17 protein-coding genes are annotated in these 22604 nt (G+C 72.9%); 5 read left to right on the plus strand and 12 right to left on the minus strand.

Features of this window, described 5'->3' with window-relative positions:
- Positions 1 to 13: 13 nt before the first annotated feature.
- The 6 genes from ABD332_RS42230 to ABD332_RS42255 form a co-directional block, all read right to left on the minus strand.
- The gene (locus ABD332_RS42230; RefSeq protein ID WP_344509495.1) at positions 14 to 3313 is read right to left on the minus strand and encodes a non-ribosomal peptide synthetase; all 3300 of its coding nucleotides are present in this window, start codon (positions 3311 to 3313) and stop codon (positions 14 to 16) included.
- 134 nt (positions 3314 to 3447) lie between these two features.
- Entirely contained in the window at positions 3448 to 4185 is a 738-nt protein-coding gene (locus ABD332_RS42235) for a thioesterase II family protein (RefSeq protein WP_344509497.1), read from the minus strand.
- A complete protein-coding gene (locus tag ABD332_RS42240; RefSeq protein ID WP_344509499.1) occupies positions 4185 to 5204 on the minus strand; it encodes a methyltransferase in 1020 nt (339 codons plus the stop codon). Before ABD332_RS42240 ends, ABD332_RS42235 begins: the two co-directional genes overlap by 1 nt.
- A 1-nt stretch (position 5205) precedes the next feature.
- Positions 5206 to 6423, minus strand: coding sequence for a cytochrome P450 (locus ABD332_RS42245; protein WP_344509501.1), 1218 nt, complete (start codon positions 6421 to 6423; stop codon positions 5206 to 5208).
- A gap of 117 nt (positions 6424 to 6540) precedes the next feature.
- A complete protein-coding gene (locus ABD332_RS42250) occupies positions 6541 to 8466 on the minus strand; it encodes a non-ribosomal peptide synthetase (protein WP_344509503.1) in 1926 nt (641 codons plus the stop codon).
- Between the two features lie 41 nt (positions 8467 to 8507).
- Positions 8508 to 9926 (minus strand): MFS transporter, encoded by a 1419-nt coding sequence (locus ABD332_RS42255; RefSeq protein ID WP_344509505.1) that lies wholly within the window; start codon positions 9924 to 9926, stop codon positions 8508 to 8510.
- A gap of 214 nt (positions 9927 to 10140) precedes the next feature.
- Here ABD332_RS42255 and ABD332_RS42260 point away from each other — a divergent pair, with 214 nt between their 5' ends.
- From ABD332_RS42260 to ABD332_RS42275, 4 genes are all read left to right on the plus strand, one after another.
- Positions 10141 to 13419, plus strand: coding sequence for a condensation domain-containing protein (locus tag ABD332_RS42260; RefSeq protein WP_344509507.1), 3279 nt, complete (start codon positions 10141 to 10143; stop codon positions 13417 to 13419).
- Between the two features lie 288 nt (positions 13420 to 13707).
- Positions 13708 to 14130, plus strand: a complete 423-nt coding sequence (locus ABD332_RS42265) for a hypothetical protein (RefSeq protein WP_344509509.1) — start codon at positions 13708 to 13710, stop codon at positions 14128 to 14130.
- 44 nt (positions 14131 to 14174) lie between these two features.
- Positions 14175 to 14579 carry a PaaI family thioesterase gene (locus ABD332_RS42270; RefSeq protein ID WP_344509510.1) on the plus strand — a complete coding sequence of 135 codons (405 nt, stop codon included), beginning with the start codon at positions 14175 to 14177 and terminating at the stop codon, positions 14577 to 14579.
- A gap of 121 nt (positions 14580 to 14700) precedes the next feature.
- Positions 14701 to 15228, plus strand: a complete 528-nt coding sequence (locus tag ABD332_RS42275; protein WP_344509511.1) for a DinB family protein — start codon at positions 14701 to 14703, stop codon at positions 15226 to 15228.
- Between the two features lie 739 nt (positions 15229 to 15967).
- Here ABD332_RS42275 and ABD332_RS42280 read toward each other — a convergent pair.
- The 6 genes from ABD332_RS42280 to ABD332_RS42305 form a co-directional block, all read right to left on the minus strand.
- Positions 15968 to 17083, minus strand: a complete 1116-nt coding sequence (locus ABD332_RS42280) for a winged helix DNA-binding domain-containing protein (RefSeq protein WP_344509513.1) — start codon at positions 17081 to 17083, stop codon at positions 15968 to 15970.
- Positions 17084 to 17188: 105 nt separating this feature from the next.
- Positions 17189 to 18457 (minus strand): acyltransferase family protein, encoded by a 1269-nt coding sequence (locus ABD332_RS42285; protein ID WP_344509515.1) that lies wholly within the window; start codon positions 18455 to 18457, stop codon positions 17189 to 17191.
- Positions 18454 to 18726 (minus strand): acyl carrier protein, encoded by a 273-nt coding sequence (locus tag ABD332_RS42290; RefSeq protein ID WP_344509517.1) that lies wholly within the window; start codon positions 18724 to 18726, stop codon positions 18454 to 18456. The genes ABD332_RS42285 and ABD332_RS42290 overlap by 4 nt, the downstream gene beginning before the upstream one ends.
- Before the next feature lie 5 nt (positions 18727 to 18731).
- On the minus strand, positions 18732 to 19724 hold the full coding sequence (locus ABD332_RS42295; protein ID WP_344509519.1) for a transketolase family protein: 993 nt from the start codon (positions 19722 to 19724) through the stop codon (positions 18732 to 18734).
- Positions 19721 to 20632, minus strand: coding sequence for a transketolase (locus tag ABD332_RS42300; RefSeq protein ID WP_344509521.1), 912 nt, complete (start codon positions 20630 to 20632; stop codon positions 19721 to 19723). The genes ABD332_RS42295 and ABD332_RS42300 overlap by 4 nt, the downstream gene beginning before the upstream one ends.
- 36 nt (positions 20633 to 20668) lie before the next feature.
- Positions 20669 to 22009, minus strand: a complete 1341-nt coding sequence (locus ABD332_RS42305; protein ID WP_344509522.1) for a DegT/DnrJ/EryC1/StrS family aminotransferase — start codon at positions 22007 to 22009, stop codon at positions 20669 to 20671.
- Positions 22010 to 22381: 372 nt separating this feature from the next.
- Between ABD332_RS42305 and lysW the strand changes: the two genes are divergently transcribed.
- The gene (gene lysW, locus ABD332_RS42310) at positions 22382 to 22561 is read left to right on the plus strand and encodes a lysine biosynthesis protein LysW (RefSeq protein WP_344509524.1); all 180 of its coding nucleotides are present in this window, start codon (positions 22382 to 22384) and stop codon (positions 22559 to 22561) included.
- Positions 22562 to 22604: the final 43 nt, after the last annotated feature.

The following is a 22604-nucleotide window of genomic DNA, read 5'->3' on the forward strand; positions in this document are numbered from 1 at the left end:
CGCTCCGGCCCGCTCATCGGGCGTCCAGTTCGGCGGCCAGCTCGGCGAGCTCCTCGTCGCTGCGCCCCTCGACCGCCGCCAGGGCCTCGGCGAGGGCGTCGCGCTGCGAGCCCTGCGTGGCACCGGCGGCGTCGACGAGCGCGGACAGGCCGGACACGGTCGGGTTGGCGAAGAACTCTGCGATCGGCACCGCAACCCCGAACACCGAGCTGACCCGCGACGACAGCTGGATCGCCTGGAGGCTGGTGCCGCCGGCGGCGAAGAAGTTCACGTCGTTGCCGATGCGGGCGCCCAGCAGCGGGGCGAAGACGTCCTCGCGCATGGTGCGCTCGGTGGGCGTGCTGTTCTCCTCGTCGGCCTCGGTGAGCTCCTCGACCGCGGCGAACTCGACCGCGGGCAGCCGGCGCCGGTCGATCTTGCCGCTCGGGGTGAGCGGCACCGCCTCCAGGGGCACCAGCACGGAGGGCACCATCGCCGACGGCAGCCGGCCGGCCACGGCGGAGCGGACGGTGTCCAGTTGCAGCTCCCCAGCCCGCTCCGGCACCACGTACGCCATGAGCAGCGCACCGGTGCGAGGGTCGTTGGCGACCTCGGCGACCGCCTGGGCGACGCCGTCGACGGCCTGCAGCGCGGCCTCGACCTCGCCGAGCTCGATCCGCACGCCGCGGACCTTCACCTGCCGGTCGGCGCGGCCGACGAACTCCAGCTCGCCGTCGTCGTTCCACACGGCGAGGTCGCCGGTGAGGTAGCGGCGGGAGCCGGGCGGGCCGTCGGGGTCGGGGCGGAACCGGTCGGCGGTCAGGTCGGGCCGGCCGAGGTAGCCGCGGGCGACGCCGAGGCCGGCGACGGCCAGCTCGCCGATCGCGCCGGCCGGCAGGACACCGGCGCCGGCGGCGTCGACCACGTAGGCGCGGTGGTTGGCCATCGCCCGGCCGATCGGCGGCGACGACGTCCACTCGCCCTCGCACTGCTTGGCGACGACGGTCACGGTGGTCTCGGTCGGGCCGTAGCCGTTCCAGAAGCCGCGGCCGCGGGCCCACCGGGTGGTCAGCTCGCCGGTGAACGCCTCGCCGCCGACGAACGCGATCCGCAGGTCCGGGTAGTTCTCGGGGGCGAGCAGCTCCATGATGGCGGGCGGCAGGTCGACCACAGTGATCTTTTCGGACCGCAGCACCTGGTCCAGCGAGGAGACGTCGCGGCGCTGGTCCTCGTCCATGACGTACAGCTCGGCGCCGTTGAGCAGCGAGCCGAAGATCTCGAACACGGACACGTCGAAGCCGGGCGAGGCGAAGTGCAGCACCCGGTCTTCGGGGGTGAGGTCGAACATGCCCCGCACGGTCCGCACGAAGTTCGCGGCGTTGCGGTGCTCGACGATGACGCCCTTGGGGCGGCCGGTGGAGCCGGACGTGTAGATGACGTACGCGGCGGACGCGGGCGGCACGACCGCCGGTGCGCACCGGTGGCACGCCTCCTCGTCATCCGGCACGCTCGCCGGGTCGGTGCCGACGACGATCCGCAGCGGCTCCGGGACCCGGCCGGCGGTGCCGGCGGAGACGACGACGGTGGCCGCGCCGGTGTCCTCCAGGATCATGGCGAGACGCTCGTCGGGCTGGCTGGTGTCGATCGGGACGTAGGCGGCGCCGGCGCGCATGATGCCGAGGACGGCGGCGATCAGCGCCGGGCCGCGCTCCATGACGACGGGCACCAGGTCGCCGAGGCCGACGCCGGCGGCGACGAGCTGGTCGGCGATCCGGCACGACCAGCTGTCGAGCGTGCGGTACGTGACGCTGCCGTCCTTCCACCGCAGCGCGGTCCGCGCGGGGCCGGCCGCGACGACGTCGGCGAAGAGCTCGTGCAGCGTCGTGTCGGCGGGCTCGCCGATCGGGGCGTTCCAACGGTCCAGGACGTCCGCGCGCTCCTCGGCGGTGCCGAGCCGGGCGTCGCCGAGGGGGCGGTCCGGCTGGGCGGACAGCACGTCCAGGGTCTGCAGGAAGCGGTCCAGGAGACGGGTGGCGGTGTCGCGGCTGTACAGGGAGGTCGCGTAACGGACGGCCGCGGTGGGCCGCTCGCCGCCGGCGACCTCCAGGGCGAGCTCGAACGTGCCGGCGCCGGCGTCGACCTGCTCGCAGCCGATGCGCACCCCGTCGGCCTCGACCGGGACGGCGGGCTCGCCGGCGTCGGCGAAGCCGATCTGGACGAGGGGCAGGCGCCCGGCGTCGGGCTCGACGCCGAGCGCGTCGAGGACCAGCTTGAAGGGCAGCGCCGCGTGCTCGGCGCCGGCCTCGCGGGCGGCGCGGACCTCGGCGACGACGGCGGCGAAGTTGTCGGCCTCGTCGAGCTCGACCCGCAGCGGCACCAGGTTGCCGCAGTCGCCGACGAGCAGGTCGGGGTCGAACGGGCCGGGGACGTCGGTGGGCACGCCGATGGTGAGGTCGCCGCGAGCGGTGTGCCGGGCGACCACGATGAGGAACGCGGCGAGCAACGCGTCCCGGCCGGCGTCGCCGAGCGGCGCGGGGATCGGCGCCCGGACCACGTCGCTGGAGAGGTCCAGCAGGCGCGGGCGGGGGTGGTCGGTGGGCAGCTCGGTGCCTTCCCAGCCGGCGAGGGCGCCGCGCCAGTGGTCGCTCGCGTCGCGGACGCCGTCCTGCCGGCACCAGTCGCGCTGCCAGCTCGCGTAGGCGCCGAAGTCGGCCGCCGGCTCCTTCCACTGCGGTGCGGCGCCGGCGACCCGGGCCTCGTAGGCGACGCCGAGGTCGCGCTGCAGCACGCGGGCGGAGCGGGGGTCGAGCACGATGTAGTGGCTGGTGAGCACCAGCAGGTGCCGCTCGTCGCCGGCGCGCAGCAGCTTGAACCGGACCATCGGGCCGGAGTTGAGGTCCAGGCCGCGGCGCAGCTCGTCCTTCACGACCTCGTCGGCGCGGGCGCGCAGCGGGTCGCCGGCGCCGTCAGTGACGACGTCAACGTCTTCGACGTCGAGCCGGACGTCCTGCGACGCCGGCTGCACGTGCTGGGTGCCCTGCTTGTCGTCGTCGGGGAACGTCGAGCGCAGCACCGTGTGCCGCTGCTGCAGGTCCGCCAGGGCCGCGCGCAGCGCCTCGGGCTTCAGCGGGCCCTCGATCGGGAAGGCGAAGCCGAGACCGTAGGCCCGGCTGCTGGGGGCGAACCGGTCGAACAGCCACAGCTGCTCCTGCCGGAACGACAGCGGGGCCGATCGGATCCCCGAGGAGACGCCCTCCAGGCGGGCCAGCAGCTCGTCCCGGCGGTCCCCGGGGAGCTGGCGCAGTCGACGAAGCAGTTCGCTCTGTTGAGGCATGCCACGGTCCTCCCAGTCGATTCATTACAGACTATACAGACTTCGCCGACTCTGCCATTCAGGCTGCATAGTCGGCAGACGACGGGACCCCGGCACCGGGGGGCGTGCCGGGGTCCCGTCCTGCGGGAATCTGCTCAGCCGGCCGTGAGCCGGTCCGCCAGCACCTGGAGAAGCGACGGCGGAGCCTCCAGGAAGCTGTAGTGCGTCCCGGACAGCAGCACCTTCTCGTACGGCGCCCACTGCGGCCACCCGGTCATCAGGCCGTGCGGCACCTCGACGTCGGCGTCCCAGCCGATGCCCGTGATCGGGCACTGCACGGTGCCGGCCGGGCGCCAGTACACCCGGTTCGCCGCGACGTCGGCCTCCATGGTGTCGATGAACAGGTCGACGAGCTCCTCGGCCTGCGCGGCGCCGGCGCCCATCGCGGCCAGCAGCCCGGCGATCTCGGCGCGCAGCCCGTCCTCGTCGAGGCCGAGGAACCGGCCCCACGGGCCGTCCTGCGGCGCGACCTGGCTCGACATGAAGCACTGGTGCGGCGGCGGCAGGCCGCGCTCGCCGGCCTGGACGACCGTCTCGAACGCCGGCAGCGCGCCGCCGCAGTGCCCGAACACGGCCCACGGGCGCGCGGTGACGAGGTCACCGATGTCGTCGAGCATCGCCTTCGTGACGTCCTGGTAGGTGCCGAAGTGCGGCTCCCGCATCCGGTTCTCCCGGAAGGGGTGCTGGATCGGCACCACCTCGGCGTCGCCGACGGTCAGGGGCCACGCCTTGTACATCGAGGCGCCGCAGCCGGAGTACGGCATGGCGAGCAGGAGCATCTTCGCGTCGGGGGAGGGCTCCCGCAGGAACCAGCGTCGCTGTTGCGCGTCCATCACACCTTCTCCCCGATCACCACGCCGTTCGCGCCGGGCGAGTCGAAGCGGACGGTCCGCACGTCGGCGCACCCCGCGTCGCGCAGCCAGCCGCTGTACTCGGCGGCGGTGTAGTTGCGGCCCCAGCAGCCGACCAGCATGTTCATGCTCATGAGGGCCGCGTCGGCGGGGCCGGTCTTGTCGTCGTCGACGAGCAGCTCGCTGATGAGCAGCGTGCCGCCGGACGGCAGCGCGTCCAGGCACGCGGCGATGATCTTCCGGTTCTGCGCCTCGTCCCAGTCGTGCAGGATCATCGACAGCAGCACCGCGTCGTGCCCGCCCGGCAGCGCGTCGTTGAAGAAGTCCGCCGCCGCGGTGCCGACCCGCCGCGACATGCCGGCCGCGTCGATGCGCCGCTGAGCGAGGCCGCACACGTGCGCCAGGTCCAGCACGGTGCCGTGCAGGTGCTGGTACTGGCGGCACAGCTCCAGCAGGGTGGCCCCGGCCCCGCCGCCGACGTCCAGCAGGCGCCGCACCCCGGACAGGTCCACGGCCCGGGCGAGGTGCCGCGCGGTGAGGGTGGAGAAGGCGAAGAGCCCGTCCCAGAAGGAGTCCGGCCGGTTGCCCTCCTCGAACATGTTGCGGTCGGGGTCCGGCACCGGCTTGGTCGGCGCGTCGGTGCGCACCGCCTCGGTCGCCTTGAGCCAGCCGGGCGCGGTGTACTTGGCGACCATCTGCACGTAGTCGGCGAAGTAGTCGGGGCGGCCCGGCACCAGGTACGTGTCCGCGACGGCGCTGTTGTGGTAGCGGCCGTCGCGCTGCTCCAGCAGCCCCAGCGCGGTGCACGCGGTCAGCAGGATCTCCGCCGGGCGGCCGGCGATGCCGGCGCGGCTCGCGAACTCGGCCGCGGTGGCGCCGCCGCCGGCGAGGATCTCGAACGTGCCGATCTCGATCGCCGCCGTCAGCGTCTGGGACCGCCACAGGCCGGTCGCCAGGTCGATCAGCAGGGTCGGCGGCGGTGCGGTGGTCACGTCGGTCATGTCAGCGCTCCTCCTCGGCACGGAACCGCACCGGCAGCCGGTCGTACATGATGTGCCGGCCGTTCTCGAAGTGCAGCTCGCTCGGGCCGGCGAGGTCGAAGACGGGTAGCTCGGCGAGCTCGTCCAGTACAGCGGCGAACTCCGCCCTGGCGAGATGCACACCCATGCAGTGATGGATGCCGTGGCCGAAGCTCAGATGGTGGTGGGAGTTGCCGCGGTCGGGGTCGAACGCGTCGGGGTCCGGGAACTTCTCCGGGTCCCGGTTGGCCGCGTCGAAGAGCAGCACCACGCGGGCGCCGGCCGGGATGACGGTGTCGGCGACCGTGACCTCGCGGGTCGTGACCCGGGTGAACCGGTCGGTGGGGCACCAGCGCCGCAGCGCCTCCTCGGCGACGGCCGCGCGCAGCTCCGGCTCGCGGCGCAGCCGCAGCTGCAGCCCCGGGTCCTGGCCGAGGGTGTGCACCAGGCGGGTGATCGAGTTCATCGTGTTGTCGTGCCCGGCGACGCAGAAGCTGACGATGATGGAGTACAGCTCCTCGTCCGGCAGCGGCTTCCCGTCGCGCTCCATCGCGGCCAGCTTCGCGATGTAGCCGCCGTCGGGCTCGCGCCGCACCCGCTCGATCTCCTCGGCGAGGATGTCGTGGAAGGCGGGCCAGAACTTGCTCGCGTCCTTGTCGGTGGAGATGTAGGTCCACATCGTCTTCGTCGCCGCCCGTACGCGGCTGCGGCAGGCGTCGGACAGCCCGAACGCCACGCTCAGCACCTCGATCGCGAACGGCTCGGCGAGCTCGGCCATCAGGTCGCCGTGCCCGCGCCCGGCCACCGGCGCCAGGAGCCGGTGCGCCATCTCGCGCAGCCGCGGCTCCAGGTCGGCGATCGTCTCGCGGGTCACCGGGGCGGCCATCCGGTCGCGGATCTCCCGCTGCTGCGGCGGGTCGAAGTCGATGGGGGAGAACATCGGCATGCCCTCGGCGCGCGGGAAGTGCACCCCGCGGGCCGAGCTGTAGGTCTGCCAATCGGTGAGGGCGGCGCGGACGTCCGCGTAGCGGGACAGGATCCACACGCCGCCGTAGGCGGGGGAGTAGGTGACACCGCGGTCGCGGATCTCGCTGTTGACGCGCTGCGCGGTGTACGGGGTGTATCCGGGGTCGTGATGGTCGAACGCGGTCACCAGCCTGTCGGTGGCGACATCCGCTTCCATGGTCGTGCCGGCATCCATGCCTGCCTCCAAGCCGGGTCGGTGGGCCCATGGGGGTTCCCATGGGCCCTTTGACGTTCTTGGGGTCTCGTGTACTGGGCAGCGCCGCGCTGGGCGCGCTACTGGGTCGATCGGCGTCTATCGGCGGCGCGGGGTGATCGGGGGAAGCGCGGGGGTCGCCGCGGCCTCGGGTGCGGCGCCGATCAGCCGCGCCAGGCCGCTGACGGTCGGGTCGGTCACCAGGTCGTTCATCTCGACGCGGGTGCCGAGGTCCTGCTCGATGAGGCCCTGCAGGCGGGCCAGCAGCAGCGAGTCGCCGCCGAGCTCCAGGAAGTGATCGTCGGCACCGACCTTCTCGACGTGCAGCAGGTCGGCGAACAGCCGCGCCAGCTCGGTCTCCGTGCCGGGGGCGGGCGCCCGCCAGGAGCGCGCGGGTCGGCCGCGGGCCCAGTCCGCCGGGGGGAGCCGGCGGCGGTCGATCTTGTTCGACGTGTTCAAGGGCAGCTCGTCGAGCTGGACGAAGGCGACCGGGATCATGAAGTCAGGCAGCCGCTCCAGGGCGTAGTCGCGCAGCTCGAGGGGCGCGACGTCGGTCTCGCCGGCTTCGGCCGTGAAGCACGCGACGAGCCGGCGCTGGTCGCCGTCCATCGTCGCGACGACGGCGACCTGGCGGACGGCGGGGTGCCGGCCGAGGACCCATTCGACGTCACCGAGCTCGACGCGGTGCCCGCGGATCTTCACGATGTCGTCGATGCGGCCGTGGTGCTCCAGGATGCCGTCGGGGCGGAACCGGCCCGCGTCGCCGGAGCGGTAGATCCTGGTGCCCGGCGCGCCGAACGGGTTGGGGCGGAAGCGGTCCGCGGTCTGCGCCGGGTCTCCGAGGTAGCCGAGGCTCAGGCAGTCGGAGTCGATCCACACCTCGCCGATGCCGTCACCGACCGGGGTCAGGCCGTCCTCCTCCAGCAGGTGCACGGTGACGCCCTCGATCGGGCGGCCGACCGGCGGCGCGGACCGGCGGTCGGCGGCCGTCGCCGTGGACGGCGTGCACCGCAGCGGCCACGGGTGGACGGAGTTGGCGACCTGGAAGGCCTCGAGGCTGCCGTACGAGACGGCGACCTCGAACGGCAGGTCCGGCGGACCCCACTTGTTGAGCCGGTCGCCGCCGAGCGTGAGCAGCCGCAGCGGGGTCTGGTGCGGCCACGGCAGGTTCTGCAGCACCTCGCCGACCGGCGTGATGACGAAGCTGAGCGTGATCTCCTCCTGCAGGAGCCAGTCGCGCAGCGCGGGCGGCGACGCGATCACGTCGTGCTCGCCGATGACGATCTGCGCGCCCTGCCAGAGCAGGCCGCCGACCTCGTGGATCGCGATGCCGGCCCCGGCCGCGCCCAGCCACGAGCCGCGGTCGGCGGCGGTGGTGCCGTTGATGGTGGCGCTGCGGGCGGCGCTGAGCGCCAGCCACGAGTGCTGCGCGAGGACGATCTTCGCGGCTCCGGTGGAGCCCGAGGTGAACATGGCGTAGGCGAGCTCGTCCCGCCGCGCCGCCGGGCCGGGGTCCGGCAGGTGCTCGCGGGCCGGCACGCCGGCGTCGATGGTGACCACGGGCAGCCCGCCCGGGACCGGCGGCGTGGGGTTGCCGCCGCCCGGGCAGGGCACCACGGGCACCCCGACCGGGACGGGCGGCACCTCGGCCGCGTCGGGGCAGTGCGCGGCCGCCACCACGGCGGCGGGGCGCCCCGCCGCGATGGCCCGGTTGAAGCGCTCGACCGGCACCGAAGGGTCCAGCGGCATGCAGACGCCGCCGGCCTTCAGGCAGCCGAGCATGCCGACCACCCACTCGATCGAGCGGCCCAGGTACATGGCGACCATGTCACCGCGCCGCACACCCAGGACCGACAGCTCGTGGGCGAGCTGGTTGGCCTGCTGGTTGAGCTCGCCGTAGGTCAGCTCCCGGTCGCCGTGCCGGACGGCCGGCGAGTCCGGGGCGCTGCGGGCGAACCCCTCGATCCGGGAGACCAGGGTCGTCGTGCTCGCTCCGACGACCGGGGCTTCCTGCTGGGTGATCATGTCTGCGCTTCCTCCCCTGCTTGTCAGGCGGCCCCTGCTTGTCAGGCGGCCGGGACGACCACTCGGTCCTGCTCCGGGACGTCGTCGACGAGCCTGTTCACCCGGCCCGCGAGGACCCAGAACACGGCGACCACGGCCAGCGCGGCGGCCAGGTAGAAGGCCGTCACGTTGGTGAACGCGACGGCGATCGCGCTGCCCAGCAGCGGACCGGCGGCGTTGGCGCCCCAGACGAACGGCAGGGCGACGCCACCGACGCGGCCCATCGCCTGCGGCGGCGTGGCCTTCTGGATCAGCGTCATCACACCGACGTTGCCGACCGGCGTGGTGAACGACGAGATGCCCTGCGAGATGATCAGGATCGTCACGGCCGTCGCGGTGTTGCCGAACTGGGCGAACGGCAGCAGCAGGAACGCGGCCACCAGCATCGAGTGGGTCAGCAGCAGCGTGCGGCCCATGCCGAGACGCTCGTTGATCCGGCGGGACAGGATCGCGCCGAGGATGACCGGCGTGCCGCCGACACCGAGCACGAGACCGATCTGCGCGGCGCTGAGGTGCAGGTCCTGGTAGCCGAACACGATGATCATCGCGAGGACCATGGACACGGCCGTGTTGCCGAAGGTGGCCATCAGCGTCAGGTAGCGCAGCAGCCGGTTGCCGAAGGTCATCGACACGCCGCCGCGCAGGTCTTTCAGGGTCGCCTGCACGCCGCCGGGGCGGGGCTGCGGGGCAGGCTCCTTGAACTTCACGAGCATCAGCGAGAGCCCGGCGAACAGATAGGTGATGGCGTCGGCGGTGATCGCCCGCGCCGCGCCGAGCGCGCCGACCAGCGCACCACCGGCGCTGCGGCCGAAGATGAGCGCGACGGACCGGCTCAGCTGGGTCTTGGCGTTGCCGTCGACCAGGTCCTCCCGCGGCAGCAGCTGCGGCAGGTACGCCTGGTAGGCGAGCTGGAAGACCACGTCGAAGATGCCCTTGAGCACCGCCGCCACGTACAGGTGGGTGATGGTCAACCCGTCGAGGGCCCACAGCAACGGCAGCGAGCCGAGGATGAGGAACCGGGCCAGGTTGGAGATCTGCATCATCATCCGCCGGTTCAGGCGGTCGGTGAGCACCCCCATCGCCGGGGCGAGCAGCACGAACGGGATCCACTGCAGCGCGATCAGCAGACCGACGCCGAGCGCGCCCTCACCGAACACCAGCACGGCGAGGGACGGCAGCGCGATGACGCTGATCTCGCTGCCCAGCAGGCTGATCGACTCACCGCCCCAAACGAGGGCGAAGTCGCGGTTGCGCAACACCGAGGGGCGGCGACCGCCGGGGGCGGGCGGCTTCCCGCCACCGGGGGCGGCGGGCGGCGCGGCGCCGGCCGGACCTTGCGGCGTCCTGGGGGCGCCTTCCGGGCGTGCTCCGGCCCGCTCCGTCGGTGCGGGTGTCCTGTTTTGCGCGTTGGTTGAGGTCATGCCCCATGACTCCTCTGCGGGAATTCGTGCGAGACGCTCGTATTCCGGTGCGCGGGTCTGCGCGGCTGTCGGCACGAGTCTTCACCCACACACCACAACTGCCGACGGCCCTCACCGTAACTCGACTCTGCAGACAGCGCATCTTGCGGGGCCAGAAGCCACCCGAACCGGTCACTTCGCGCGCGATTCTCACGCAGTGAGTTATCGTATCTTCATGAGAGACTGTGAAGACTTCATGCCCCTCGCGGTCATCCAGGAGCACTTCTGGTCCTCCGACGCGTCGGCGGCGGAGCAGGCCCCGCTGACCGAGTGCGTGGCGCTCGCCGTGCCCGGCCGCCTGGACCCGGACGCGTTGCGCGTCGCGGTCGGCGCGCTGCTGGCGCGGCACGAGGTCCTGCGCACCGCGCTGCGGCTGCACGACGGCGAGCCGGGCCAGGTCGTGCTCCCGGTGCCGGACCCGCTGCCCGTCACCGTGCTCGACGACCACACCTCGGGCGACGACGCGCTCGTCCGGTTCGCCGCCACCGGGATCGACCCCTCGTCCGGCTGCGGGATCGCGTTCCTGCTGCTGCCCGGCGGCGGTCCCGACGGGGAGGACGTGCTCGCGCTCGCGGTGCACCACATCGTCGCCGACGCCACGGCCGTCCGGTTGCTGCTGGCGGAGCTCGCCGCGGACTACACCGCCGCGCTCGCCGGGCGCCCCTCGACGGTGCCGGAGCCCGAGCTGCAGTACGGCGACTTCGTCCTCTGGGAGCGCGAGGCGCTGCTGCCGGCCACCCAGGACGCCGACACCGCGTGGTGGAGCGAGACCCTCCGCGACGCGCCCACCAGCCTCGACGTGCGCCCCGACCGGCCGCGCCGGCGGATCCGCCGCGGCGTCGGCAGCCGCGTCGAGCTGGTCCTGCCGGGCGTCGGCGGCCCCGCGCTGCGCGCCGCCGCCCGGGACCTGCACAGCTCGCCCTACGCGCTGTGCCTCGCCGGCTGGGCCGCCACGATCGCCCGCTCCACCGGCCGCGACGACCTGATCCTCGGCGTGCTCGCGGCCAACCGCGGCGCGCCGCAGCTGGAGACGCTGGTCGGGCAGCTGTCCAACACCGTCCCGCTGCGCCTGGACCTCGGCGGCGCCCCCGACCTGCCCGAGACGGTGGCCCGCTGCACGAAGCGGGTCGCGGCGGCGATCGAGCACGTGCGGCTGCCGTTCAACCGGATCGTGCGGGCCGCCGCCGCGCCGCGGCCGACCGACCGGACGCCGCTGATCCAGCACCTGTTCCTGCCGCGCGTGGACGCGGTCGGCGACCTGCGCTTCGGCGGGCTGCCGGTGCGGGTCCTGGACGTCGAGCGCGGCCGGGGCCGGTTCGACACGGTCGTGGAGATCGAGTTCTCCGACGAGCGGGTCCGGCTGTGGCTGGAGTACGACGGCGACCTCTACACCTCCGAAGGCGTCCGGGCGCTCGTCGACGACTACGCCCGGGTGCTGCGGCAGTGGCTCGCGCGGCCGGAGCTGCGGCTGCCGGACCTCGACCTGCACGCGCCGGAGCCGGCGCCCCTGGATGGTTACGGCGACGGGGACGGCGACGAGCGGGTGCGCCTGGATCTGCCGGACGGCACGCCGGTGACGCTGACCCTCGACCGCTCCCGCGGCGCACAGGACTGGCCGGTCCTGACCGGCGTCGACGCCGGCCAGGAGCTGCGGCTGGCCGACGGGCTGTCGCCGCACCAGCCCGCGGCGCTGCTGCTCGGCGGAGCGCCCACCGGGCTCACGGCCCGCCGGGACGTCGTCGGCCGCCTCGAGATCGTCGACGGCCTGCCCGCGGCTGCTTCAGGCGAATCCGGTCCGGCCCGCCCCGACGGCCCGGACCGGCTGCTCGACCTGATCGTCGAGATCTGGGCGCAGGCCCTGGAGAAGCCGGGCCTCGCGACGGACGCGGACTTCTTCGAGAGCGGCGGGCACTCGCTGCTCGCCACCCGGCTCGTCGCCGACATCCAGGAGGCGCTCGGCGTGCGGGTGCGGGTGCGCACCCTGTTCGAGAACCCCACCCCGGTGGAGCTGACCGGCGCGCTGCGCGCCGCGAACCCTGAGCTGGACGGCATGCTGGAGCTGGTCGCCGACCTGCCCGCGGACCTGGACGAGGCTCCCGACTCATCGGACTCCTCCTTGGAGGATGACGTGGCCGTCGACGTGCCGTTGCTGTCCGGGCAGCGGCAGCTGTGGCTGGCCGAGCAGGCCGACCCGGGCTCGCTCACCCACACGATCCCCCTCGTGCTCGACCTCACCGGACCGATGCGCCCCGAGGCGTTCGCGGCCGCGGTCAACGACGTGGTCGCGTACCAGCCGGGGCTGCGGGGCATGTTCGTCGAGGTCGGCGGCCAGCCCGTACAGCGGATCCAGCCGCACACCGGGATCGACGTGCCGGTCCACGACCTGACCGGCCTCGACGACGCCGCGCGGGAGGCCGAGCGCGGACAGCTCGAGCACGACATCGCCTACACCGGCTTCGACATCACCCGCGGGCCGCTGCTGCGCGCGCGGATCATCCGCCTCGAACCCGAGCGGCACCAGGTGCAGCTGCTGTTCCACCACCTGGTCACCGACGAGGTGTCGATGACGCTGATCATGCGGGACCTCGGCATCGCGTACGAGGCGCGGGCCGCCGGTCGCGCGCCGGCCCTGCCGCGCCACGAGGTCGGCTTCGCCGCCCTCGCCCGGGCCGAGCAGGAGCTGCTCGACGGCCCCGAGGGCGAGCGGCTGCGCCGGTTCTGGGCCCGCGAGCTCGCCGGCGCCCCGCCGCTGCGGCTGGACACCGACCGCCCGCGCGGCGACAAGGCGAGGTTCCGGGGCGAGTTCCTGGAGCGGCCCGTCTCCGCCGACGCGGCGCGGACGCTGCGGGACGTGGCCGCCGCCGCGCGCACCACGCCGTTCACGGTGTTCTGTGCGGCCGTCGGCGTGCTGCTGCACCGGCTCAGCGGCCAGGACGACATCGTCATCGGCATCCCCACGGCGAACCGGATCCAGCGTGGCGCCGACCAGCTCGTCGGCTGCTTCCTCAACGTGGTCCCGGTCCGGCTCGACCTGTCGGGCAACCCGCGCTTCGACGAGCTGGTGCGGCGGGTCGGCGCGGCGGTGCTGCGAGCCTACGAGCACCAGCAGGCGCCGTTCGCCGACATCGTGCAGACCGTGCAGCCCCGGCGGGTCACCGGCGTGCATCCGATCTACCAGGTCACGTGCGAGCTGCAGCTGGAGTCGTGGATGCCGGCCGACCTTGCCGGGCTGGGCTGCGAATACCGGTTCATCTCCCACGGCACGGCCCGCTACGACATGGCCTTCCACGGGCTGCTGCGCCCAGCCGGGCTGTCGGCGATGCTCGAGCTCAACACGGACCTGTGGGACCACGCGTCCGGCTATCAGCGCATCGACCAGGTGCTGGAGCTGCTGGCCGCCGTCGCCGAGTCACCCGCGGCTCCGATCGGGGAGCTCGGTGGGGTGCGCCGGTGATGGCGTCACCCTATGGTGTATGTCCGTTGCAGAGAGTCAACAGGCTGTGGCGACTGCGAGCCGCCGACCTGTCGAAGGCTTTACCAGGTCAGGCGAGGGTTTGAGCCCCCGGAGGGTGTCGCCTTTGGCGGGCTCTCAAGATTCGACCGCAGTATAGTATCGACAGGATCGCTGTGCCACTCGACATGCACCATTCCCTCGGCTCGCCCCGAGGTATTGCAAAGAATAAGGCGGACCACCATGGAATCCGATCAGGAGTACGTTGAAACGCACTACACAGTCAAGATCGTGGCCGAGAGCCCGGACGGCGACAAGCAGCCCGCCACCATCACGGCGCGGGTCCGGATCAACCAGAATCTCGAGGCGCAGGTCGTCGAGCTGTCGGTGATGGCGCCCGAAGGTGGGGCACTGCCGGTCAACGCCGCCCGTTCGATCGACTTCGACATGCTCGCCCGCTCGCTCAGCAGTGCCGTCGCCGCGACCGTGCTCAACGGCGCGACGCCGCCCGAGCCGGAGGAGCGGCAGGCCCGCCGCGCCAAGCCCGACCGGCCGTACCGGCGCATGCCCGACGCCGAGCTGGTCGCCGCGGAGCTGCGCCGCACCGGCAGCGTGGGGCAGCTCGCCCGGCACTTCGACGTCCCCCGCTACACGGCCCAGGCCTGGGTGGACCGGCTGCGGCGCAACGGGCAGCTCGAGTTCTTCGACAGCTGACTGTCGACTCTGCAGACTCCGGCGGACACTGGGATACTCGAGTCATGACCGTGGACAAGCTTTCGCTTTCGCAGCGACTCGGACCCTATGTCGAGCACCTCGGCCTGCAGTTCGAGGAGGTCGGCCCCGACCAGGTGGTCGCCGCCTGGTCGGCCCGCGGCGACCTGCTGCAGCCGCACGGCATCCTGCACGGCGGGGTGCACTGCGCGGTGGTCGAGTCCGTCGCGAGCGTGGCCGCCGACCGGTGGCTCGGCGACAAGGGCACCGTGGTCGGGGTCAGCAACACCACCGACTTCTTCGCGCCGGTCACCGCGGCCAACGGCCGGCTCACCTCGACGGCGGTGCCCATCCACCGCGGCGCCACGCAGCAGGTCTGGGCGGTGGAGACGGTCGACGCGGCCGGCGGGCTCGTCGCCCGGGGGCAGGTCAGGCTGCAGAATCTGCGCTGATCGGCAGGCCTTTCGGCGGGCTTCTCCCGAATGAGGGAACCCGCGCGGAACCCGGTCCGGCGGTCGTAGCGGCGGTCCTACGGTGCAGGCATCACCGCAACGACCGACGGGAGTCCGCCGCATGGACTGGCGCGCAGAGGTGCTCGACCAGCTCGACCTCTACTGGGAGCACAACCTGACGCCCGCGCTGACCGGCCTCACCGACGACGAGTACTTCTGGGAGCCGGTCAAGGACTGCTGGTCCGTCCGGACCGCGGCCGACGGCCGAGCCACGCTCGACGGCGGGCACGAGACCCCGGACCCGCCGCCGGTGACGACGATCGCCTGGCGGATGACGCACGTCTCGCTGCATGTACTGGGGCTCCGCACCAGCGCGCACTTCGGCGACGGCTCGCTGACGATGGCGACCGCGGAGCTGCCGGTGACCGCGGACGCTGCCGTCGCCGCACTGGAGGGGCACTACCGTGACTGGCGCGACGCGGTGAGCGCGCTGGACGAGGCGGCCCTGGAGCGCCCGATCGGCGCGGCAGAGGGCCCGTGGGCCGACCGCCCGATGGCGACGCTGATGCTGCACGTCAACCGCGAGGTCATGCACCACGGCGCGGAGATCGCACTGCTGCGCGACCTCTACCGCACCCACTTCGCCTGACCCGTCCTCCGACCACCACCCCGGCACGGCGACCAGCAGTCCTCACCGCCACCTGACGACCGGACCGTGCCCCGGATTCTCCACGTGCGCCACCGCCCGTGCACATGAGAGCCGCCGGCCCGCTGCGACCCCTCCACTCCCGTGTGATCGAAGTACGCTCCGGGCCGCCCGGACGGCCAGCTCCGTCCTTGGATCACACGCGGCGGAGCGCCGAGCGCCGGGCGCGGACAGGAGATGCCTGGTGGCGGTGCCGGTCGGCGGCCGGTGCCTGGGGAGTGACCGCTGTTTCGTGGGTGGCGCGGAGCCCGGGCTTCGGACCGCTGCGACTGCTGCGGTGCTCGACTGTCCGTGATCGAAGGACGTTCCGGGCCGTTCGGATGGCCAGTTCTGTCCTTGGATCACGGGTGGTGGGGCGGCGGGCTCGGATAGGCGTTGCCGGGTGCCGGTCCGGTGCCGGTGTCGGGCGGTGACGCCGGGCGGTGGCCGGTGCCGGGTGCCGATGCCGGGCGGTGGCTGGTGCCTGGGGAGCGGGTCGCTGTTCCGTGGGCGCGCAGGGGCGGGGTTCGGGTCGCTGTGACTGCTGTGGTGCTCGACTGCTCGTGATCGAAGGACGTTCCGGGCCGCCCGGACAACCAGATCCGTCCTTCGATCACCCGCGGCCGATCACCCTCGGCGGAGCGCGGAGCGCGGAGCGCGGAGCGCCGAGCGCCGAGTGCGGGCGGCGGTGGCGGTCCGGGGGTCAGACGACGCGGACTGTCAGGCCGCTGACGCCGTTGGCCTTGCCCACGTGGGTGGCCTCCTTCTGGAGGTCCTTCTCGGGCAGGACGGCGCCGTCGAACGGGGTCACCACGAGGTCCTTGCCCTCGATCTCCCAGACTGCCTCGATCCGGCCGTCGACGACGACGATGGGGGAGATCCAGCCGGCGGTGCGGCTCACCTTGCTGCGGTGCTTGGCGTCCAGCAGCACGTCGTCCTTGGTGCCGGGGCCGAGGATGTACTGGTCGAAGTGGCCGAGCAGCTTGACGCCCTGGCAGTCGGCCGAGCCGGCGAGGTCGTCGGCGTGCTCGGTCAGGATCATCGCCTTGCGGCCCTCGACGTCGACCTCGGTGAGCTTGTCGCCCATGTCGGCGAACCACTTGCGCAGCTTCGGCTTGCTGGTGCTGTTGAGCGTCAGCCATCGGTCGAACGTGTCGGGGCTGGCCGGGCCGTACGCGCCGAGATACGCCTCGATCGCGATCGGGGCCGCCTCGTCGGGCTCGGGGACGCCCTTCCAGTCCTTGCCGAACTTCTTCGCCGGCGACGTGAACGTGATCTTGTTGCCCTGGTTGGGGCCGTGGCAGAGGGCGCCGCGCCAGGCGAGGGGCTTGAGCACCGAGCCCCACCCGGAGCGCAGCCGCTCCTCCATGCTCGCGAAGCGCTTGTCGGCGATGAGCTTCGTGACCAGCTGGTCGCGGGTGAGCTCCGCGCCGCCCTCGAGGATCTGCGACACCTCGTCGGTCAGCTCGTCCACCTGCTTGGGGCTGACGCCGGACGCCTTCGTCCAGGACGGCTTGAGCCAGCTGCCCGCGGCGGCCATGAGCGACAGGAAGGCGCCGGCGTCCTGCGGGCGCAGCAGGTGCAGCGTGCCGCGCATCGCCCAGGTCTTCAGCAGCGTCAGGTCGGCGACGTCCCGGTCGACGGCGTCGCCGTCGGGTGTCGTCTGCCGCAAGGCGACGGCCAGCTCGGCGGCGCTCCACACCTGCGCCTGCACACCACACAGCCTGCCGACGATCTCGCTCGCGCTGGCCTTCGTGCGCGGGTGCACGAACTGCCGCTTCATCCGCCAGGTCGCGACCTGTTTCCAGGTGACGTTCACGGTGCCCCCTCTGCAGTCAGAAATCACCCTACCCCGGGCAGAAAGACACTGCACGAAAGGCGACAAGGCTCCCACCCGCCCGGTGGGAGCCTTGTCCGAGGAATCTCAGCCCCGGTCCGCCTGTGCGGCCTCCAGGGTGTCGCGTTTCGCCTTCGGCCGGCTCCAGCGCCGCATGATCGGGCGTTCGACGAGTGTGTAGAGCAGCCACGCGAGCACGAGGCTCGTGACGATCGTCAGCCCCGAGTAGGTCAGCACGGTGCCCCACGTGGTGGGTGCGTCGGCCGGGTTCGCGCCCCACGTGGGGGAGTGCCTGCCGATCCAGCCGTAGACGACCACCAGCCAGTGCACCAGGTACAGGGCGAAGGAGATCTCCCCCAGGAACACCATGGCGCGGCTGCCGAACGAGCTGCCGCGGCCGTCGATGTCGCGGGTGGCGACGGCGCCGACGAGGAACGCGAGCGGCAGCGCGGAGACGGCGACGAAGCCCAGGATCGGCGGCGTGGCCCCACCGGCGGCGATGAGCCCGATCGTCGCCACGATGACGGCGACCGGCAGCGGCCAGCGCTTGAGCCAGCGGCCGTTGATGACGATCAGCGCGGTGAAGATGCCCAGCACGAACTCCAGCATCCGCACCGGCGGGAAGAACGTCATGAACCACATGTGCAGCCAGGGCAGCCCGGTGCCGCGGTGGGTCCCGCCGGCGGGCAGCAGCAGCGCCACGAACGGCACGGCGCAGATCGCGGCGAACGTGATCCAGAAGCCGCGCCACAGCCGCTCGGGGCGGACCTTGCGCAGCAGGCTCAGCACGAACGGGAAGGCGAGGTAGAACAGCAGCTCGCAGGACAGCGACCAGGTCGGCGTGTTGGACCACAGGTTGAACAGCAGCTGCTGGTCGGGGATCCAGGCGTGCACCAGGAACAGCGTGGCCAGGGTGTCGCGGGTCGACAGCGCGTGCGCGGCGGTGGCCGCGAGCAGGACCGCCGCGACCAGCGTCACCAGGTGGTTCGGGTAGATCTTGAAGAACCGGCGGCGCCAGAACTGCGGCACGGTGTCGATGTCGCGGGCGACCCACGTCAGCACGAACCCGCTGAGGATGAAGAAGAACGACACCCCGACGGAGCCGAAGCCGTAGAACACGTGGATCACGAAGACCTGGTCCTTGGCGACGAACGGCAGCAGGTTGATGCCGACGTGGCACAGCACGACCAGGAACGCGGCGATGAACCGCAGGCCCGTCAGCGAGTGCAGTTTCGCGCTCGACCGGCCGGGCGCGGGCCGGTCGGCGGCGGGGGACACGGACCGTGGCCCGCCACCTCCGGCGAGGTCCACCTCGGTGCTCGCCTCGGTGGCGAGTCCCGCTCTCGGTCGAATCATCGGGCACCTCCGTCTGAGTCGGTGGCGGGCGTCAGCTCGCCGGCGAGTTCGCGGACCACGGTCGCCTGGTAGAAGTTGCGCACCGGCAGGCGGCGGCCCTGTTCGGCCTCGATCAGGTCGATCACTTCCATTGCCGTCAGCGAGGTGCCGCCGAGGGCGAAGAACTCGTCGTCGGGCGTCACCCCCTTGTCGACCTTCAGCACGCGCTGGAACACGCTCTGCACGTAGCGGATCCGGTCCTCGTCGTGGATCAGGGCCGTCCCGGCCATCGTCATCACCTCGTCTTCCGGTCGGTGTTCTGGGTGTGGTCGAGCAGCCGGCCGGCGGCCTCCACGACCGCGTCGGCGCTCACTCCGTGCGCTTCGAGGGCGTCGCGCTGGCCGGCGACCCGCGCGCCGGGCCGGCCGCGCACGGCGACCCGGCGGATGGGCACGGCGAGCTCGGCGGACACCACCTCGGCGACCGCGTCGCCCGCGCCGCCCTGCGGCCGGTGCTCCTCGACGGTCACCACCCCCGCCCGGCCTCGGCAGCCGGCGAGCAGCCCGTCGCGGTCCAGCGGGTGCAGGGTGTGCAGCTCGAGCACCTCCGCATCGATCCCGTCGCCGGCGAGGCGCGAGGCCGCCTCCAGCGCGAACAGCAACGGCATCGCCCCGGTCGCCACGATCGTCACGTCGGTGCCCTCGCGCAGCGTCCGGGCCCGGCCGAGCCGGAAGTCGGGCGCACTGCCCTGTGGCATCGGCGGCGCCGGTGTCGCCGAACGCCCGAGCCGCAGGTACGCGGGGCCGGGCAGCTCGTGCAGCTGCCGGGTGGCGGCGCCGATCTGCCGGCCGTCGCCGGGGACGACGACGGCGAGGTCCGCGAGCGCCCGGGCGACCGCGAGGTCCTCCAAGGCGAAGTGGGTGGTGCCGAAGTGCGCGGCGGACAGCCCGCCGTGCGTGGCGATCACCCGCACGGGCAGCCGGTTGCCGACCACGTCGACCTTGAGGAACTCGGCGGCCCGCATGGTGGCGAACGTGGCCATCGTGTGCACGTAGGGGATGAAGCCGCGGCGGGCGAGCCCGGCGGCGACGGTCATCAGGTTCGCCTCGGCGATCCCGACGTTGATGTAGCGGTCGGGGAACCGCTCCGCGAAGGTGTCCTCCAGGCCGCCGGTGTCGGAGTCCAGGCAGATGACCCGCGGGTCCTCGGCGGCGAGGTCGATCAGCGTGTCGCGGTACGCCGCGCGGGGATCCGGGCCGAGCTCCACCTCGGCGATCGTCTGCGTCACGACGGCTCCCCCTTCGCCGCCCGGGCGAGGGCCGCGAGGGCGCGCTGCACCAGGGCGGGCTTGAGCTTGGCGTAGTGCCCGGCGACCTTGCGCTCCAGGAACGGCACGCCGCGGCCCTTCACGGTCGTGGCGATCACCATGACCGGGCCGTCCGGCGACGGTTGCAGCGCCTCGTGCAGCGCCGCCAGGTCGTGCCCGTCGACGGTGCGCACCTGCCAGCCGAACGCGGCGAACTTCGCGTCGAGCGGCTCGAGCGCGACGCAGCCCTCGGTGCCGCCGGTGATCTGCAGCCCGTTGCGGTCCACGGCCGCGACCAGGTTGGGCAGCTTGCGGTGGCCGGCCAGCAGCGCGGCCTCCCAGACGCTGCCCTCCTGCAGCTCGCCGTCGCCGAGGACGGTGTAGACCCGCCGGTCGCCGCCGCGCAGCAGCTCGGCGAGCGCGAGGCCGATCGACAGGCCGAGCCCGTGGCCGAGCGAGCCGGTGGCGAACTCGACGCCGGGCAGGTCGTGCGCGGGGTGGCCGAAGAGCCTGCTGCCGGGCTGGGCGTAGCTGTCGAGCTCGTCGGCGGGGAGCCGGCCGAGCTGGACCAGTGCGCTGTAGAGCGCCGGCGCGGCGTGGCCCTTGCTGAGCACGAACGCGTCGCCGGGGCGCAGCAGCCGCGCGTGCAGCACGGCCATCAGGTCGGCGCAGGACAGGCTGCCGCCGGCGTGCGCGCCCTCGGGCCCGCCCGCCATCCGGATGACGTCCTGCCGGATCTGGTGTGCCATCGCCGCGACGGGCGCCTCGTCAAAAGCCCCGTCAAGGGCGCAGTCAAAAGCCCCGTCAACAGCGCCGTCAGAAGCGCCGTCAGAAGCGCCGTCCTGAACGGCGGGGGAGTGCGGCGGGCCGGTCGTGGTCGGCGCGGCCATGTCTGGCTCCCTTCGGTGGGTGTGAATGTGTGTGGGTCAGCCTTTGCGGAGCGCGTCGCGCCAGCCGGGCGCGGGGCGCGAGCGGGCCATCTGGCGGATCAGGTCGAGGTGCCGCCACACCTTCTCGAAGGCGTCGGCGTAGCCGGCCAGCAGCGGCCCGGCCGCCGGATCGAGGTGGCGGCGTTGCAGGCACAGGGATCCGTCCACGACCGCGGTGGTCACGGGGAAGCGCTCGGCCACCCAGTCGAGGGCGTCGGCCTCGGTCATGTCGGCGGGCCGGAACGCGGGGTGCGCGGGCAGCGGCGCGACCTGGTACTGGGAGACCGGCACGCCCTCGGCGCGCAGCGCCCGGTGCAGGGCGGCGCGCAGCCCGGTGCGGTGCTCCGGCCCGAGGCCGAGCGCCTCCGGCTGCGGCATCAGGCGCAGGATGTGCCAGGCGTGCGTGCGGCCGGCGGGAATCCGCGGCACGCCCAGCCCCGGAAGCTGGGCCAGCCGGTCCAGGAACGCGCGGATGCCCGGCTCGCGCCGGCGGGCGTAGTCGTCGAAGCGGGCCAGTTGCGAGTGGGTGAATGCCGCCGCCACGGGTGCCATCCGGGCATTGAAGGCGGCGTGGTGGCTGATGTACGTGCGAGCCCCGACCGGCGCCCGCTCGCCGAAGTTGCGCAGGCTGACGAGCCGCTCGTGCAGCTCGTCGTCGTCGGTGGTGATGAGCCCGCCCTCGCCGCACGTCGGCAGGTTCTTGTGCGGGTGCAGGCTGAAGCAGCCGGCCGTGCCGAGCGCGCCGGCCCGGCGGCCCTCCAGCCGCGCGCCGTGGGCCTGCGCGGCGTCCTCGACGACCGGCACGTCCAGCCGCTCGGCGAGGCGGCGCAGCGCCGGCATGTCCGCGGGCAGCCCGTGCAGGTGGACGGGCAGCAGCGCCGCGGTGCGGGGACCGGTGGCCGCGGCGGCCGAGCGGGGGTCCAGGTTGTAGGTGCCGGGCTCGATGTCGCCGAACACGGCGGTGCCGCCGGCCGCGTGCACGGCGTGGGCGGTCGCGTTCATCGTCAGGGCCGGCACGACCACCTCGTCGCCGGGGCCGATCCCGCAGCCGCGCAGCGCGAGGTGCAGCGCGACGGTGCCGGAGGCGACGGCGACGCAGTGCCGCGTGCCGGTGGCCTCGGCCCACGCCGCCTCGAGCCGGCCGATCTCGGGCTCGCCGGGCGACGCGGCGTTCAGCGGACCGTCGCGCAGCACCCGCAGGACGGCCCGCTCGTCGTCCGCGGTGACGACCGGCCAGGTGCCGCCGTCGCTGTCCTTCGGCACGGTGCGGTCCCCGCCGAGCAGGGCCAGCTCCGCGGTTCGCAAGGTGCGGGTGGCGGTGTGGGTGGTCTCGGCCATGAACAGGCACCTCCGGACGGTGTGCTCGTCGGGTCGCCGCTCGGGAGGACACGCACGGAGCAGCCTTTGTTGCAGACTATTCGTCGTCTCATCATGCAGAGTCTGCAACAGTGTCGAGGGCCAGCATCACCCTGCACGCCGCGATCCGCAACTCGATCATCGGCGCCTGTCCGAAGTCCTGTTTGGCAAAACCCGATGTGGGAAAGGGTCAAAGAGTCGTCGGCGTGGATACTCGAGCGATTTGCCGTGACCTGCGGGATGTCGCCTCGATGTTGCTTCCAAGTCGTCTCTCGGGATGTGCGACCGTGAAGCATGTGTTAGCTTCTGCAGTGTTGGCCAAACAGTAGTCATACAATCTGCAGGAGGCAACTAATGACTGTTGCAACGACCGTGCAGTGCCCGCAGTGCGGTGGCGCGGTGGACGTCTCCGACGAACTCATGGTTGCCGAGATCGTGATCTGCCAGCACTGCTCCAGCGAGCTCGAGGTGGTCACGACCGACCCGGTCGTGCTGGCGCTCGCGCCCGAGGTGGAAGAGGACTGGGGCGAGTAGCCGCCCGCTCGCCGGAGTGGTGGGTGCCTGAGGCGGGTCCCAC

The sequence above is a fragment of the Dactylosporangium maewongense genome, assembly GCF_039531485.1.
Classification (GTDB): domain Bacteria; phylum Actinomycetota; class Actinomycetes; order Mycobacteriales; family Micromonosporaceae; genus Dactylosporangium; species Dactylosporangium maewongense.

Bases quoted from the DNA above. Each gene is read 5' to 3' on its own strand.
- ABD332_RS42230 (WP_344509495.1), bottom strand. From the start codon at position 3,313: ATGCCTCAACAGAGCGAACTGCTTCGTCGACTGCGCCAGCTCCCCGGG.
- ABD332_RS42235 (WP_344509497.1), bottom strand. From the start codon at position 4,185: ATGGACGCGCAACAGCGACGCTGGTTCCTGCGGGAGCCCTCCCCCGAC.
- ABD332_RS42240 (WP_344509499.1), bottom strand. From the start codon at position 5,204: ATGACCGACGTGACCACCGCACCGCCGCCGACCCTGCTGATCGACCTG.
- ABD332_RS42245 (WP_344509501.1), bottom strand. From the start codon at position 6,423: ATGGATGCCGGCACGACCATGGAAGCGGATGTCGCCACCGACAGGCTG.
- ABD332_RS42250 (WP_344509503.1), bottom strand. From the start codon at position 8,466: ATGATCACCCAGCAGGAAGCCCCGGTCGTCGGAGCGAGCACGACGACC.
- ABD332_RS42255 (WP_344509505.1), bottom strand. From the start codon at position 9,926: ATGACCTCAACCAACGCGCAAAACAGGACACCCGCACCGACGGAGCGG.
- ABD332_RS42260 (WP_344509507.1), top strand. From the start codon at position 10,141: ATGAGAGACTGTGAAGACTTCATGCCCCTCGCGGTCATCCAGGAGCAC.
- ABD332_RS42270 (WP_344509510.1), top strand. From the start codon at position 14,175: ATGACCGTGGACAAGCTTTCGCTTTCGCAGCGACTCGGACCCTATGTC.
- ABD332_RS42275 (WP_344509511.1), top strand. From the start codon at position 14,701: ATGGACTGGCGCGCAGAGGTGCTCGACCAGCTCGACCTCTACTGGGAG.
- ABD332_RS42285 (WP_344509515.1), bottom strand. From the start codon at position 18,457: ATGATTCGACCGAGAGCGGGACTCGCCACCGAGGCGAGCACCGAGGTG.
- ABD332_RS42290 (WP_344509517.1), bottom strand. From the start codon at position 18,726: ATGGCCGGGACGGCCCTGATCCACGACGAGGACCGGATCCGCTACGTG.
- ABD332_RS42300 (WP_344509521.1), bottom strand. From the start codon at position 20,632: ATGGCCGCGCCGACCACGACCGGCCCGCCGCACTCCCCCGCCGTTCAG.
- ABD332_RS42305 (WP_344509522.1), bottom strand. From the start codon at position 22,009: ATGGCCGAGACCACCCACACCGCCACCCGCACCTTGCGAACCGCGGAG.
- lysW (WP_344509524.1), top strand. From the start codon at position 22,382: ATGACTGTTGCAACGACCGTGCAGTGCCCGCAGTGCGGTGGCGCGGTG.